Annotated in this window: 9 protein-coding genes; 6 read left to right on the top strand and 3 right to left on the bottom strand. The window is 69.3% G+C overall.

What is annotated here, in order from left to right:
- Positions 1–263 precede the first annotated feature (263 nt).
- Positions 264–632: an ArsC/Spx/MgsR family protein gene (locus FHS42_RS01855; protein WP_184568689.1), complete on the bottom strand. Its 369-nt coding sequence runs from the start codon at positions 630–632 to the stop codon at positions 264–266.
- Positions 633–765: 133 nt separating this feature from the next.
- Between FHS42_RS01855 and FHS42_RS01860 the strand changes: the two genes are divergently transcribed.
- Positions 766–1,050 (top strand): hypothetical protein, encoded by a 285-nt coding sequence (locus tag FHS42_RS01860; RefSeq protein ID WP_184568690.1) that lies wholly within the window; start codon positions 766–768, stop codon positions 1,048–1,050.
- Between the two features lie 295 nt (positions 1,051–1,345).
- Here the strand turns inward: FHS42_RS01860 and FHS42_RS01865 are convergent, their stop codons facing one another.
- Positions 1,346–2,416: an alpha/beta hydrolase family protein gene (locus tag FHS42_RS01865; RefSeq protein WP_184568691.1), complete on the bottom strand. Its 1,071-nt coding sequence runs from the start codon at positions 2,414–2,416 to the stop codon at positions 1,346–1,348.
- 85 nt (positions 2,417–2,501) lie between these two features.
- On the opposite strand from FHS42_RS01865, the gene FHS42_RS01870 reads away from it, so the two are divergent.
- The 5 genes from FHS42_RS01870 to FHS42_RS01890 all read left to right on the top strand — a co-directional run bounded on the left by FHS42_RS01870 (position 2,502) and on the right by FHS42_RS01890 (position 12,168).
- Positions 2,502–3,458, top strand: a complete 957-nt coding sequence (locus FHS42_RS01870) for an ArsR/SmtB family transcription factor (protein WP_184568692.1) — start codon at positions 2,502–2,504, stop codon at positions 3,456–3,458.
- Between the two features lie 453 nt (positions 3,459–3,911).
- Entirely contained in the window at positions 3,912–4,796 is an 885-nt protein-coding gene (locus FHS42_RS01875) for a HalD/BesD family halogenase (protein WP_184568693.1), read from the top strand.
- Positions 4,797–4,943: 147 nt separating this feature from the next.
- Complete coding sequence (locus FHS42_RS01880; protein WP_246494103.1) at positions 4,944–6,887, top strand: choline/carnitine O-acyltransferase; 1,944 nt, start codon at positions 4,944–4,946, stop codon at positions 6,885–6,887.
- 514 nt (positions 6,888–7,401) lie between these two features.
- Positions 7,402–9,567, top strand: coding sequence for a glycosyltransferase family 4 protein (locus tag FHS42_RS01885; RefSeq protein WP_184568694.1), 2,166 nt, complete (start codon positions 7,402–7,404; stop codon positions 9,565–9,567).
- A 387-nt stretch (positions 9,568–9,954) separates the two neighbouring features.
- Entirely contained in the window at positions 9,955–12,168 is a 2,214-nt protein-coding gene (locus tag FHS42_RS01890; RefSeq protein ID WP_184569040.1) for a HelD family protein, read from the top strand.
- A 185-nt stretch (positions 12,169–12,353) separates the two neighbouring features.
- Here the strand turns inward: FHS42_RS01890 and glnA are convergent, their stop codons facing one another.
- Positions 12,354–13,763, bottom strand: a complete 1,410-nt coding sequence (gene glnA / locus FHS42_RS01895; RefSeq protein ID WP_184568695.1) for a type I glutamate--ammonia ligase — start codon at positions 13,761–13,763, stop codon at positions 12,354–12,356.
- Positions 13,764–13,881: the final 118 nt, after the last annotated feature.

Below are 13,881 nucleotides of genomic sequence, written 5' to 3' on the forward strand. Positions count from 1 at the left end.
GGCTGTCGCGTCTGCGTCCGCCGCCGCATCCCCCTCCGCGTCCCCGCCGTCGTCGGCTGAGCCACCCACCCCGCCGCCGACCGAGCACGAGGCACCGGCGTTGGGCTAACGGCCCGGGCCGTGGAGGCCGGCGCACCCCTTCCGTACCGGACCCGCGGGCCCGAATTCCACGCCGGCTCAACGGCGCAGGCAGCGCCCCTGCGCCCGTGCACTCGCCGGGCGCTGCGACCTGCCGCAACCGCCGCATCTCGCCGTGCGCTGGCTCAGTCCTTGGAACGGGAGATCGCTTCCCGTACCGCCTCATCCGTACGTGCCACCAGGGCCGAGTTGTCATCCGCCGTGATGATCGGGCGCTGGATCAATGTGGGGTGCTGTACGAGCGCCGCGATCCAACGGCCGCGCGCATCCGCATCGCGCGGCCAGTCCCTCAGCCCCAACTCCTTCGCGGTGGCCTCCTGAGTCCGCGTGATGTCCCAAGGCTCCAGCCCGAGTCGGTCGAGCACGGCGCGGATCTCCTCGTGGTTCGGCACGTCATCGAGGTAGCGACGGACGGTGTACCGCGCGCCTTCCTCATCGAGTAGAGCGAGGGCGCCGCGGCACTTCGAACAGGCCGGATTGATCCAGATCTCCATGCCCGTCACCGTACCCCCAACCGCTCCCCTCCACCTCGGCCAAACCCCGTCTGGCCTGGGGCGATTGTCAGTGTCCTGGCGTAAAATACAAGGAGTAAGAGAGAGGGCAAACGACCGCCTCTGGAGGACGCCGATGGCCGTTGCCGCAACACCTCTTCCGTACCTGCCGGACCTGCCGAGCTTCCCGACGCTGCCGAAGAAGCGGATGCCAGCCGGGCACCCGCGTGAGTGGTACGAGACCCACCACCGCCGCCTGAAGGCCATGCGTCTGGCCATCGCCCTGCTGCACGCCGGGGTGTACCGCCCAGAGCAGGCATCCAACCGCCGGATACGCAATATCGCGGTCCGCATCGGAGTGCATCCGCCGTCCGACACCACGTGCCACATGGTGCGTTCCCTCATCCACTTCGACGACTGACCGGTCACATCGACGACTGACCACACTGACGACCGTCCGCCCCGGAGCCCTGGCCCCGGGGCGGCGGGCTTGGAGTTGGCGGGCTCGGCGGCGCTTTCATTGCGGCGGCGCGCCCGCGCGTCCCCTCAGCGGCAGCGGAACCGCCGTAGCGGATCGCGGACCGGGCGATGCGCCCGGTGCCGCGAATGAGGCGGAACACCTCGGAGATGTGCACGGTGTCGCCCGGCCGCGCGTACTCCAGCACGGAGAGTCCGGGTCCACTGGACAGGCCACCGGCCGTCTCCTCGTAGTTCCGCTACGACAGATGGTGGGCGAAGAAGGTCCTCACCCGGCGTCGTACCTCAGCGAGGGTCACAGCCGGGTCGCCGGTGCCGATAAGCGCGGCCCGTACTGTCGGTGTCACCAGGCCCGCGGTCTGGAGCCGTGCGCCGAGCGGGCCGTAGTCGGTAAACGCCCAGTGGTTCGCGTCGGCAAGCAGCACGCGGCGGCCAGGAAGCGTCGCCCAGGAGGACTCAATACGGGCGGCACCCTCGAATCCGTCGGTGCGGCACAGCAGCAGCGGCCGGTCGAAGCCGACCGACGGGTACAGGTCGAGATAGCCCTCCAGGTTCGCCACCGCGCCGACCCTACGGTTGCGACGGGCCGCGTACACCGCCGCCGTGCCGCCTGCGGAGTGCCCGTACAAACCGATCCGGTAGAGGTCCATGACCGGTGCGAGTGGCAGGTCGCTGAGCCGGTCCAGGACCAGGCGGAGGTCCGCGATCCGGGTGTCCACCATCGTGCGGAAGGTCACCAGGTCCGGTGGTCCGATCAGGACCGTCGTGCGCATCCCGGTGGGCAGTTCCACCTGAGAAGCGTCACCGGGGTGGTCGACGAGGACGACCACTCGGCCGTGGCTCGCCAGGTCCTCGGCGAGGGTTGTGCCGAGCGTGCGGGAATCACCGCCGCCTGGTGAGTACACCAGCACCGGCCGCCGCCCGGGCAGCGGCGGCGCGCCCACGTACCCGTGGGTGAGGACCGCGCCCCAGTCCACCGCTCCCGGCTCCGGCAGTCCCGGATGAACGTGCGGCGCGTACTCGGCGAACACCCCGGCCTCGTCCGGGGTGAGCTGCGGGGCCCGGGAGAAGCCGCGTACCGATCGGGCCGGGTACAGGACGGTCAGCATCAACTCCCGCACGCCACCCACCCATGGGTCGGTACGGACAGGGTCCGTCAGATGGACCGTCTGCATGCCTACGGGGTACGGGCCGGCGGGCGCGGGCAGCCGGAGGAACGGGCCGCCACCGAAGGCGGACACAGCCGTGGGCAGCAGGGCGGCGGCACTCCCGAATAGGGTGCCTTTCAGAAGAGTGCGTCGAGCAGACATACGAATATCCTTGGGGCGGCGGCCGTCACAGTGCGAAGGTTCAGGCCCTGGCCGAAAGGCTGGCCCGGGATGGGGAGTTGTGAGGGTGCTGCGAATCCACTTCACCGCGCAGGACTTCGTCCAGATCCGCTTCGCTCCCCGCCCGGCGCCGCTCCAGGAGCTGCACGCCACCCTGAGGACTGCCGTGAACCGGCATGGCGGGCCGCTGTTCGCGCCGTGGCGCGGACGCGTCCTGCGCTCCCTCCCGGCCGCAGCTAACCCGCTCGCCGACCTGGTTCCAGCGGGCCGCCCGCCATCCTTCCTCGACGTCCTCGGTGACACCATGGCCGACGGCTTCGAACAGATCCGCGCCACCAGCCCCGGTCTCGTCCGCTCCGAACTGGAGCGGGTCTACGGGGCGATGCCCGCCCCCCTCTGGATCCGCGGCCTGCACGCGGGCGACGACACGGCCTGGCGCACCCTGCACCGCGCCCAGCAGGCTGCGTACGAAACGGTCCTCGCGCCGGTCTGGTGCGTCGTACAGGATCTGCACCGTGCGGAGTTCACCCGGTGCGCCCTGACGGTCGCCGAGCACGGCGTGGCCGCCACGCTGACTGGCCTGGCCCCGGGCAGCCGACTCCACGAGGACGTGTGGGAATGGCCCGGCGCAGCGCCGGACCGCGACGTCTGCCTCGATGGGCGCGGCCTGGTTCTGCTGCCCACCTTCCACCACCCGGCGGGCCCACTTCTCCAAGTCACCCCGGGCCATCCCGCAGTCCTGACGTACCCAGCCGGTCCCGGGCTCCCGCCCACCGCGGGGCGTCCGGTCGTCCCCGCCGAGACCCTGGCCGCCGTCCTGGGCCGCACCCGACTGGACGCCCTGCGCCTCCTCACCGAGCCTCACACCACGACATCCCTGGCCCACGCTCTCCACGTCAGCAACGCGACGGCCTCGTCCCACGCAGCGGCGCTCAGATCAGCAGGCATGGTGACGACGACCCGCACAGGCCGCTCGGTCACCCACCAGCGCACGGCCCTCGGTACGCTGATCGCGGGCGCCTGACCGCCGTAGTTCGCCACAAGACGGCCCGCAAGCTCATCACCGCCCCAGTCAGCCACCCGTAGTCCTGCCCGCTCCCGTCTGTCGTCCTCGTCCAGTTCGGGCGCGTCCGGATCGCGCAGCGGGCGCAGGGCGCCGGCGGCCGGGACGCTGGCGGTGAAGCTGTAGCGGTCGAGCAGGTTCAGGTTGCGGTGCTTGAGCGGGGAGAGGCGGGCGGTGTGCCCCCACACGCTGCGGTGTGCGGGCATCGGCATAGTGTGACGTGTCACAGATTCAGTGGTGACGTGTGCACCGCGAACTGCGTTACCCGTCAGTACAGTTACCGAAATCGATGCTGCGGGCCAGGTGCCCACGGTCCGCCCCCACGCCGCAGCGAGCAACCGGCGGCGGGGCCGCGGACGTACCGCAACTGCCCTTTCGCTCGCACTGGCCGACTCGTACGTGGAGAGGACCCCCATGGGCACTGTGGAAGCGACGTGGCTTGACCAGGTGGTCAACACGGCCCGGTACCCCTTGCTGGATCTCCCAGGGGCCGCGGGGCAGGCCGTGGTGGCCCATGCGCAGCGCGAACTGGCCACTGCTGGCTGCACCGTACTGCGCGACTTCATCCGTCCGGCACTGCACGGCGCCCTACGGGAGGAATGCGCGGCACTCGCGCCCCGGGCGCACTATGACGTGGAAACGGTCAATGTCTACAACATCGCCGTGGGCGCCGAGTTACCTGATGGACACCCTGGGCAGGTGTCTTTCGAGCGGGGTAACGCGTTCGTCGCCCGGGACCGTATTCCCGCTGCCGCCCTGATCAGCCAGCTGTACGCGCACCAGGCGTTTCAGCGCTTCATCGCTCGCTGCTTCACCCTTCCCACGCTGCACGAGCTCGCGGACCCGCTCTCCGCTCTCGTGCTCAACGTCGTGGGGCCAGGTAGGGAACATCCGTGGCACTTCGACACCAACGAGTTCACCGTGAGCATGCTGACCCAAGTGCCCGAAGACGGCGGCCTCTTCGAATACTGCCCCAACATCAGGTCCGCGCACGCCGAGAACTTCGACGATGTCGGGGACGTCCTCCACGGGCGGGGCGAGCGGTTCATCCGGCGCCTTCCGTTGCGCGCCGGCGACCTCCAACTCTTCAAGGGCCGTCACTCGCTGCACCGGGTGAGCCCGGTACGCGGCGTAAGCGCCCGGCACTGCGCGATCTTCGCCTACAGCGAGCGCCCCGGCGTCGTCGGCAGCGTCGCGCGCACCCGACAGCTCTTCGGCCGGGTGCTGCCCGAACACCTCGCGGCTGCACGCCTCGTAGCCGCAGGCGGGGCCGCCCGTGGTGACCGGCTCCTCGATTAGCGGCCGTTGGCACCCTTGGCTCCTCGCCCCCTGGCCCGCTTCCCCCTCGCCCGCGCCAACAGGCCGCTATGAGTCCACGAGCCGGTACACCGAAGCTGGTTTAGCCCCGTAGCCCCGTAGCCCCGTACGAGTAAAGAGAGAGCAGACATGCATACGAGTCAGGGACCGGAAACCACGCCGTCGATGCCGGGGGCGATGCCCGGGGCGACCCCTGGGGCGTCCCCGAAGGTGACCGCTTCGGCGACCGTGCCCACGGGCACCGGGGAGCCCGCACCCGCCGCGGCGGCCACCACGTCCACCTTCGCGCATGAAGACGTACTTCCGCGTGTTCCGCTGCCCACGCTGGAGGAAAGCTGCCAGCGGTTTCTCGCCTGGTGCGCGCCACTGCTGACCGCCGAAGAGTTGGCGGACACCGAGGCTGAGGTGGCCGCCTTCGCCGCTGCCGACGGCCCGGGGCAGGCCCTGCAAGCGGCACTGGCGACGTACGACGCCAGCGACGGCGTGCACAGCTGGCTGGACACCTTCTGGCCGTACCGCTACCTGGGTCGGCGCGATCGCATCGCGCTCAACGCCAACTTCTTCTTCCTGTTCAAGGACGCGGCCCAGCTGCAGGTGCAGCGGGCCGCCGGGCTCATTGCCGGCGCCGTGCACTACAAGCGACAACTCGACCAGGAGCTGGTGCCGCCGATCGTGCAGCGTGGGCAGCCGCAGACGATGGAGCAGAACAAATTCCTGTTCTCCGCCACCCGGATTCCCGGCACGGTCCAGGACACCGTCCGCGCCCCGTACACCGAAGGCTGGCCAGGTCCCTCGCCGGCCCGGCACATCGTGGTGTTCCACCGGGGCGCCATGTTCCGCCTCGATGTGCTCGGCCCGGACGGCGTACCGCACAGCCTGGACGATGTGGAGGCTGGGCTGCACGCGGTGTTGGAGATGGGTGCCGAGCCGCCGGCGCCCGACACCTCGGTTGGGCACCTCACCACCATGGCCCGCGCGGAGTGGGCCGCTGCCCGCCAGTCGCTGCTCGCCTGCCATCCGCGTAACGCGGACGCGCTGGACGACGTCGAGACCGCGCTGTTCTGCGTCTGCCTTGAGGACTTCGCCCCCGCCGACATCCAGCACACCTGCGATGAACTGCTCTACGGCGACCGGGGCAATCGCTGGTTCGACAAGGCGCTCTCCTTGATCGTGTTCGCCGATGGCCAGGCAGGCATCAACGTCGAGCACTGCGAACTGGACGGAACGACCGTCCTCAGTTTCGTGGACGCCGTTTTGGGCACCCCGGCCGATGAGCACTCCCGGCGATCCGGCGCCACGGACCAGGGCGCACCGACGCCGCGCCCCATCGTCTTCGAGCTGGACCAGGCGCTACGTGGCCAGGTGCGCTCGGCCGCCGACGCCTTCGCCGCTTACGGCGAGGCCACCGCGACGTGCACCGTCCCCTTCGCCGACTTCGGCGCCAACACCGCCAAGTCGCTGCGCGTGTCACCGGACGCCTTCGTTCAACTCGCCTACCAACTGGCCCACCAGCGTGCCAAGGGCCGTCTTGGCGCCACATACGAGTCGATCGCCACCCGCTCGTATCGGCGCGGGCGCACCGAGGCGATGCGCGTCGTCACCCCCGAGATCCAGCGCTTCGTTGCGGCGATGGAGGACCCGGCGGCGGACGCGGCTACCCGCCGCGCCGCGCTGCGCACCGCCGCCGACCAGCATGTGGCCCGCGCCAAGGAATGCCAGCTGGGCCAGGCGCCCGAACAGCACCTGTGGGAGCTGGAACTGATCCAACGCCGCCGTGGCGAGGCCCTCGGGATCACGGAACAGCCCGCCCTCTACCGCAGCCCCGGCTGGCGGATCATGCGGGACGACTACCTGAGCACCAGCTCCGCGCCCTCAGCACACATCCAGCACTTCGGCTTCGGCTCCACCAGCAGCCGCTGCATCGGCGTCGCGTACGTCCTGCTCCCCGACCGCTTCAACGTCTATCTGAGCACTCCGCGCCCGGTGGCCGCCGAGATGCACACGTTCGCCACCCGGCTCCGGGAGGCGGTGGGGGAGCTGCGCGAACTGCTGGGTGAAGAGCAGGAGAACTGACGGCCCCGTTCGGCATCCCGGCCCCGCTCGGCCCCCTGCCGAGCCGCTGCTTTTCTGGCCGTTCTGGCTTCGCCGTCCCGACAGTCGGGGCCAAGAGGTGACGCCGCGAGTTTCGTTTCTGACCGGGCCGGCCCGTTTCCTAGCTGAACGGGGCGGCCCGCTGTCGTGCGCCCCTGGCGGTAGTCGCCGTACCGCCCGCGCCCGTACGCACCCACGCCACCGACGACACTCGCTGTGACGCTCATCACATGCAGGGTGGAGAAGGCAACCATTCCGCACGATGTTGATCTCGCGCACGCGAAAGCCATAGGCCGAAAACTGATCGCAAGATGACGCGTGCGCGGGGTTTAGGTTAATTTTGCTGTCGGAATGTGACACATGCGGTCACGTTCGTGCCCTTCCAGTAACCCGTACTCCTGAGCGAGGGGCGCCCTCTGTCCGCGTGGGCCAGAGGTTCATCAGTCCACGAGCCCATCGGTGGGTCGTGGTGGCAGTAGCGGTGGGGGCCTCCCAGATGAAGATCGTGTTTCTGATCCACAATGCGTACGGCATCGGGGGGACTATCCGTTCAACGCTGAACCTGTCCACCGCGCTGGCGGCCGGGCACGACGTCGAGGTCGTCAGCGTGCACCGGGTAGCCGACGAGCCGCAGTTGTCGTACGACGCTCGCGTGCCCCTGACCTCGCTGATCGATATGCGCGAGGACAGCCCCACCTACGAGGGCGAGCACGAACTGACCAAGCTGCCGAACACGATGTTCCCCGACAAGGGCGTTGACTTCGGCCGGCTGCGCTACACCGCACTGCACGATGAGCGCATCGCCGGCTTCCTCGGCCGAACCGACGCCGACGTGGTGATCGCCACCCGCCCCATCCTCAACGGCTACCTCGCCCGCTATGGGCAGCGCCGTTGTCTGCGCATCGGCCAAGAACACCTCTCGCTCGACGCGCACAGCGACCAGTTGCGCACCGACCAGAACACCGCGCTACGCGACCTCGATGCCTTCGTGACCGTGTCGGAGGCCGACGCCCGCCAGTACCGCACGGCCCTGCCCGGCATCGGCACCACCATCTTGGCCATCCCCAACGGCGTGCCCCGACCCGAGGTCGAACCCTCCAGCCTGGACTCCCGCGTCATCGTGTCGGCTGGCCGGCTGGTTGCCGTCAAGCGTTACGACCGGCTCATCAACGCCTTTGCCGCCGTGGCCGCTGACTATCCGGACTGGACGCTGAGGCTGTACGGGCGCGGCCCCGAGCGGCCCAAGCTGCGTCGGCTCATCGATGAACTAGGCCTATACGACCGCGTGTTCCTCATGGGCGCGGTCTCTCCCATCGAAACCGAGTGGGCCAAGGGTGCCGTGGCCGCGGTCGCCTCGGACATGGAGTCCTTCGGCATGACCATCGTGGAGGCCATGCATTGCGGCGTCCCGGTCATCGCGACCGACTGCCCGCACGGCCCCGCGGAGATCATCAGCCACGGCCAGGACGGCCTGCTCGTCCCCCTCGCCAAAGACGAACCCATACCGGGCGCCGGCGTGTACGCCGATGCCCTGCGCTCCCTCATGTCCGACGAAACGCTGCGCCGGAAACTCGGCGCGGGAGCCCTCGCCAAGGCGTCCTCGTTCGCGCCTGATGTCATCGGGCGTCGGTACGAGGAACTCTTCACCACCCTTTCGCGCGAACGCGCCCCCGGCCGGGCCGGCGATCGAGACCGCGAGCGCGCGCCCAAGGCCGAACGCCCCGGCCTACTGCGACGCATGCGCGCCGCGCTGCGCGGCGACGACGGCGCGGCATCGGCCTCCGGTGCCAAGTCGGGAACGCCGGGCGCAGCCGAAACGACACCCCGACACCTGGCCTTCGCCCGCTCCAGCGCCATCGGCGATGTCCGTATCCGGCTGACCGCTGATGCCCCACCGGCCGGCCCTCTCGACTTCGTGGCCCGCCTGCGCCGTGACCCGCAGCGCCGCGAGGTCCGCGTCCCCCTACCCGAAACCGAAACCGGCGCCGGCGACGGCAGCGTCAACGTGACACTCCAGCACAGCGAACACACGCTGCCGGAGGGCCGCTGGGACTGCTACGTGGCACCCCGCGGCAGCAACACCCGCACCCGCCTGACCGCGGCCCTCACCGAACAGGCCCGACTGATCGGCCAACCCCCGGTACGTAACGCAGACGGCATCGCGGCCTGGGTCCCGTACACCACCACCGATGGCTTCCTCGCCCTACGCACCTGGCAACGCCCCGCCCACGCCGAGGTCACCCGCATCGCCATCACTCACGACGCGGCAACCATCACCGCCCGTGTGCTCGCCCCCACCGGGCTGCCGCTGACCGAGGCGACCGTGCACGCCGCAGCGCGCGAAGACGCCGCACACGACTTCGCCGTCCCCGTCACCCCGCTGGGCGATGACCTGTTCACCTTCACGCTCCCGTACGCCGAGGCGCTCCAGCGCCGCACCGTGGAACACGACCTGTGGGACCTCACCGTACGCACCGCCGACCAGCCCCCCGTCCCGCTGGGCCGCATCACGGGCGACCTCGTGGACCGCAAGAAGACCGACTACGTCCCCCCGGCCCTCCACGAACACCCCACCCGCGGCACCACCCGCATCAAGCCCTTCTTCACGGTCACCAACAACGTGGCCCTCAGCGCCAGGGACGAGGCGGCTGAGGGGGAGTAGGCGCGGTGGAGGCGGTGCGGGCCCGGGGCTGGAACCGGGGCTGCGGGTCCGAGCTGGAGGCGAGGGCTGCGGGTCCGAGTTGGGGCTCGGGGCTGCGGTTTACGGCTGGGGCAGCGCGGCCGGTGCGGATATTGCCGTACGCGCCCCTTAGCGGAGGCGCAAGCCCCCCACCACGCGGCTGTTCTGCGATGAGAACGCGCCGCTGATCGGCAGGGAAACCGGCTGCCGCGACGATATGAGTAATCCCCGGCCCGCAATGGCGGACCGGGGATTATCTCGCGTATAGTGGGTTCTTCTATGCCCACGCAAAAAAGCCCCGCAAAGGGGCCTCACAGTGAGAACTGTATCCGACAGGGAGCCGTTTTGTCAAACCGGGAAAACGTCGAATTGCGGGGAGAGCAGGAATTCATCGATCGACTCCATGCCCGTGTTGATGCGCTGCGCCTCGTCGCCGCGCGAGACGTCGAGGACGCACTGACGCCGGTCGGGACGGGCATGCAGGCCCGCCTCGAACGCGACGTCCTGGTCGCGGAGCGCTCGGGCCTGCTGGCCGCGCTGAATACGGTGGACGGCTCGCTGTGTTTCGGCCGCATCGATCTCTCAGATGGGGTTGCGCACCACATCGGGCGTATCGGAATCCGCGAGGACGACGCCGCACGCACTCCACTTCTGATCGATTGGCGTGCGCCGGTGGCCCGCCCCTTCTATCTCGCCACCGGGTACACCCCCATGGGTATGCGCCGGCGTCGGCACATCGCCACCGAGGGCCGCACGGTCATCGAACTCCATGATGAGATCCTCGACCTCAAGGACCGCGAACGCACCGGCTTCGAGGACCCGAACGGTGACGACGTCCTGCTTGCGGCGTTGAACTCCGCGCGCACCGGACGCATGGGCGACATCGTGCGAACCATCCAGGCGGAGCAGGACAACATCATCCGCGCCCCGCACCGTGGTGTCCTCGTCGTCGAGGGTGGCCCTGGCACGGGAAAGACGGCCGTGGCGCTGCACCGGGCCGCATTCCTGCTCTACGAACACCGCGAGCTGCTCGCCAGGCGCGCCGTGCTCATCGTGGGCCCCAACCCGACCTTCCTGCGCTACATCGAGGAGGTACTGCCCGCGCTCGGCGAGACCGGCGTTCTCCTCGCCACGCAGGCCGAACTCTTCCCCGGCGTCCACGCCACCGGCACCGACACGCCCCGGGCCGGCGCCGTCAAGGGTGGCGAGCAGATGGCTGAGGCGCTCGCCCTCGCCGTGCGCGACCGGCAACAGTTGCCGGCCCCCGGCGCCCCGCTGATCATCCCGCACGACGACGGAGGGGACCTCGTCCTCGACTGGGAGATCGCCTACGAGGCTCGCCAGGCAGCACGTGACACCCGTCTGCCGCACAACCTCGCCCGCCCGTACTTCGTCTTTCGGGTCATCGACGCCCTCACCGCCCAGCTCACCGAGCGCATCGGCGCCGACCTTCACGGCGGCCCCAACTTCCTTGGCCCGGACGACATCGCCCAGCTCGGCAGCGGCATCGCCGTGAGCAAGGCAGTGCATGCCGCCGTCGATGAGCTGTGGCCGCCCCTCACCCCCGAAGGGTTCCTCGCCGACTACCTGGCCGCACCCGTGTACGTATCGGACCAGGACGCCGACACCATCCGGCGTGCACCCGGCGACGGTGAGTGGACCCCGGCCGACGTCCCGCTGCTCGACGAAGCGGCCGAGCTGCTGGGGGCCGACGACAGCGCCGAGCAGGCCGCGGCCGAGGCGGCACGACAGGAGCGGATCGCCTACGCCCAGGGCGTCTTGGAGCTGTCGCGGGGCTCGGAGAGTTACGAGTTCGAGGACGAGGAATCCGAGGTCCTCGCCGCCCACGACATCATCGATGCCGAACGGATGGCGGAGCGGCACGAGGAGGCCGACCGTCGCAGCGCGGCCGAGCGCGCCGCGGCCGACCGTACCTGGGCATTCGGGCACATCATCGTCGATGAGGCACAGGAGCTCTCGCCGATGGCATGGCGGCTGCTGATGCGCCGCTCACCGACCCGTTCGCTGACCTTGGTCGGCGACCCGGCCCAAACATCCGATGCGGCCGGCGTCGGGTCGTGGGAGAAGATCCTGCAACCGTATGTCGGTGACCGTTTCGAGCACGTCACGCTGGGAGTCAACTACCGCACGCCTGCCGAAATCATGGAGCTGGCCGCCAGGGTGGTACGGGAGAAGAACCCTTCCATCGCGTCCCCCACCTCAGTGCGCTCAACCGGCGAGGCACCGTGGAAACGGCATGCCGGCGAGAACCTGCCGGGCGCAGTGGCTCAGGCCGCCGCGGACTTGACACCCCACGAGGGGCGCCTCGCGGTGATCGCGCCGAGGGCACTGCACGAGGAGATCGCCGCTGCCCTGACGGGAGTCACCGCGGGCACCACGCCCGACCTCACGCGCCCGCTGGTGCTACTCGACCCACGCCAGGCCAAGGGCCTGGAGTTCGACCATGTGCTGGTGGTGGAGCCCGCCCAGTTCGAAACGAGCGATCTGTACGTAGCGCTGACCCGTGCCACCCAGCGCCTGGGCATCGTCCACCGAGAGGAATTGCCCCGGGCACTGCGCTGACCGACCTCTCGCCCTGCCACGATGACGCTCGTATCGCCCCGTCGCGCATCGCCTGAAGCGGTCGGGGCAGCACGAAGGCCGCCACCCCCAGGAATCGTCCTGCGCGGTGGCGGCCTTCGACAACTCACCTGGCGTTACGCCAGCAACGTCGGGGAGCTTTCTCGGGCGGGCTCGACCCCGGCCCGTTAAAGGTCGAAGTACAGCTCGAACTCGTGCGGGTGCGGGCGGAGTTGGATGGGGGCGATCTCGTGGGTGCGCTTGTAGTCGATCCAGGTCTCGATCAGGTCGGACGTGAAGACGCCGCCCTGCTGGAGGTACTCGTTGTCGGCTTCCAGGGCTTCCAGGACGGCCGGCAGGGACGTGGGGACCTGGGGCACGCTCGCGTGCTCCTCGGGGGCGAGTTCGTAGAGGTCCTTGTCGATCGGCTCGGCCGGCTCGATCTTGTTCTTCACGCCGTCCAGGCCCGCGAGGAGGAGGGCCGAGAAGGCCAGGTACGGGTTCGAGGACGGGTCCGGGGCGCGGAACTCGACGCGCTTGGCCTTCGGGTTGGAGCCCGTGATCGGGATGCGCATGGCCGCGGAGCGGTTGCGCTGCGAGTAGACCATGTTGACCGGGGCCTCGAAGCCGGGGACCAGGCGGTGGTAGGAGTTCACCGTCGGGTTGGTGAAGGCCAGCAGCGACGGGGCGTGCTTGAGGATGCCGCCGATGTAGTAGCGGGCCATGTCCGAAAGGCCCGCGTAGCCCTGCTCGTCGTAGAAGAGGGGATCGCCGCCGGACCACAGCGACTGGTGGACGTGCATCCCGGAGCCGTTGTCGCCGAAGATCGGCTTGGGCATGAAGGTCGCGGTCTTGCCGTTGCGCCAGGCGACGTTCTTCACGATGTACTTGAAGAGCATCAGGTCGTCAGCCGCGGCCAGCAGCGTGTTGAACTTGTAGTTGATCTCGGCCTGGCCTGCGGTGCCCACCTCGTGATGCTGACGCTCGACCTGTAGGCCCGACTTCTCCAGCTCAAGGGAGATCTCCGCACGCAGATCGGCGAAGTGGTCCACCGGCGGAACCGGGAAGTAGCCGCCCTTGTAACGCACCTTGTAGCCGCGGTTGTTCTCCACCGCGCCGGTGTTCCAGGCGCCCGCCTCGGAGTCGATGTGGTAGAAGGACTCGTTAGCGGCGGTGTTGAAGCGCACATTGTCAAAGACGTAGAACTCGGCCTCGGGGCCGAAGTACGCGGTGTCCGCGATGCCGGTGGAGGCCAGATACGCCTCGGCCTTCTTGGCGATGTTGCGCGGGTCGCGGCTGTACTGCTCGCCCGTGATCGGGTCGTGGATGAAGAAGTTGATGTTGACCGTCTTGTCCCGGCGGAAGGGATCGAGACGCGCCGTGCTCAAGTCCGCGCGCAGCGCCATGTCCGACTCGTGGATCGCCTGGAAGCCGCGGATCGAGGAGCCGTCGAAGGCCAGCTCTTCGGCAGGGTCGAACGCCGTCGCCGGGATCGTGAAGTGCTGCATCACGCCAGGCAGGTCGCAGAAGCGGACGTCCACGAACTTGACGTCCTCATCCGCAATGTACTTCTTGGCGTCGTCGCCGTTCTGGAACATCCCACTCCTCCTAGCCCGGCCGGGAGCGGTCGGGGTTGCTTCGATCGCGCTGACCTGTGCGGTGGTGCGCTGGGCCCGACCATAGGTAGCCGGGATTTCCCGAGCATGACCCATTTGT

The organism is Streptomyces zagrosensis (assembly GCF_014203645.1).
In the GTDB taxonomy this organism is placed as follows: domain Bacteria; phylum Actinomycetota; class Actinomycetes; order Streptomycetales; family Streptomycetaceae; genus Streptomyces; species Streptomyces zagrosensis.